General features: G+C 66.0%; 2 protein-coding genes and 1 tRNA gene. All 3 read left to right on the top strand.

Annotated elements, in window-relative coordinates:
- On the top strand, positions 1–917 hold a 917-nt coding region (gene thrC / locus ELR45_RS25195; RefSeq protein ID WP_240760126.1), incomplete at its 5' end, for a threonine synthase.
- A gap of 6 nt (positions 918–923) precedes the next feature.
- On the top strand, positions 924–1,211 hold the full coding sequence (locus ELR45_RS25190) for a ubiquitin-like small modifier protein 1 (protein WP_129668810.1): 288 nt from the start codon (positions 924–926) through the stop codon (positions 1,209–1,211).
- A 107-nt stretch (positions 1,212–1,318) separates the two neighbouring features.
- Positions 1,319–1,395: transfer RNA gene (locus tag ELR45_RS25185), tRNA-Thr, on the top strand.
- The last annotated feature ends 42 nt before the right edge of the window (positions 1,396–1,437 follow it).

The raw sequence follows: 1,437 nt of genomic DNA, 5'->3' as shown, positions 1-1,437 counted from the left end.
CACATTCCTTTAAGGACCGGGTGGTGGCCGTCGCATTGGCGGCCGCACGGGAGCTGGGCTTCACCGTCTTGGCTTGCCCGTCCACCGGTAACCTCGCCAACGCAGTGGCCGCCGCGGCGGCTCGAGCCGGCATCCGCAGCTTCGTCTTCATCCCCAGTGACCTTGAGCAGCAGAAGGTCGTCACCAGCGCGGTGTACGGCACCACGCTCGTCGCCGTCGAAGGTAACTACGACGACGTCAACCGGCTGGCCTCCGAGCTGGCCGGCCAGCACGAGGATTGGGCGTTCGTCAACGTCAACGTCCGTCCCTACTACGCCGAGGGCTCCAAGACCCTCGGGTACGAGACCGCCGAGCAGCTCGGCTGGCGGCTGCCCGGCCAGGTGGTGATCCCCGTGGCCAGCGGCGCGCAGCTGGTCAAGGTGGACAAGGCGTTCGGCGAACTGACCAAGCTCGGCCTGGTCGAGGGCGAGCGGCCGACCATCTTCGGCGCACAGGCCGAGGGATGCTCCCCCGTCTCTGCCGCTTTCAAGGACGGTCACAACGTCGTCAAACCGGTCCGGCCCGACACCATCGCGAAGTCCCTCGCCATCGGGAACCCGGCGGACGGTCCGTATGTGCTGGACGTGACCCGGCGTACCGGTGGCGCCGTCGAGGACGTCACCGACGGCGAGGTCGTCGAAGGCATCCGGCTGCTGGCGCGCACGGAAGGTATCTTCGCCGAGACAGCCGGCGGAGTCACCGTGGCGGTGCTGGCCAAGCTACTGCGTGACGGCAAGCTCGACCCCGACGCGGACACCGTCATCTTCAATACCGGCGAGGGCTTGAAGACCCTCGACGCCGTCGCGCCGGTCGTCGGCCCGGCGGGCACCATCGCACCGACAACAGAGGCATTCCGTGCCCTCGTCCCGGAGGCATAGATCACTATGAGCGTTGCTGTACGAGTTCCGACCATCCTGCGCACCTACACCAAGGGTGAGGCCGACGTCAGCGTCGATGTATCCGAGGACGCCACGCTTTCGGACGTCGTGAAGGCGCTCGACGCCGCCTACCCGGGTATCGGCGCACGGGTGCTGGACGACACCGGCGAGATCCGGCGATTCGTCAACGTCTACGTCAACGACGACGACGTGCGGTTCGCCTCCGGGCTGCAGACGCCCACGCCGGCCGACGCCAAGATCTCGATCATTCCGGCCGTCGCCGGCGGCTGCTGACTCCTACCGCTCGTGATCATGAACACTAACCGTGTACATAGCACGGTTAGTGTTCATGATCATGGAGTGGAGGAGACGGCGCCCGGTCGGGTACCGTTTCTGTCTGCGCCCGAATAGCTCAGCTGGTCAGAGCAACCGCCTTGTAAGCGGTAGGTCGTCGGTTCGAATCCGACTTCGGGCTCCACCTGCGAGAACGTCGACCTGTGCCTGGGTTTAACGGGGTCTT

Source organism: Phytoactinopolyspora endophytica (assembly GCF_004138495.1).
In the GTDB taxonomy this organism is placed as follows: domain Bacteria; phylum Actinomycetota; class Actinomycetes; order Jiangellales; family Jiangellaceae; genus Phytoactinopolyspora; species Phytoactinopolyspora endophytica.
Note: the sequence above shows the minus strand (reverse complement) of the source record. Positions and strands in the feature narration are given on the sequence as shown.

What these genes read in the sequence shown, in the direction of transcription:
- ELR45_RS25190 (WP_129668810.1), top strand. Translation starts at nt 924, where the DNA reads ATGAGCGTTGCTGTACGAGTTCCGACCATCCTGCGCACCTACACCAAG.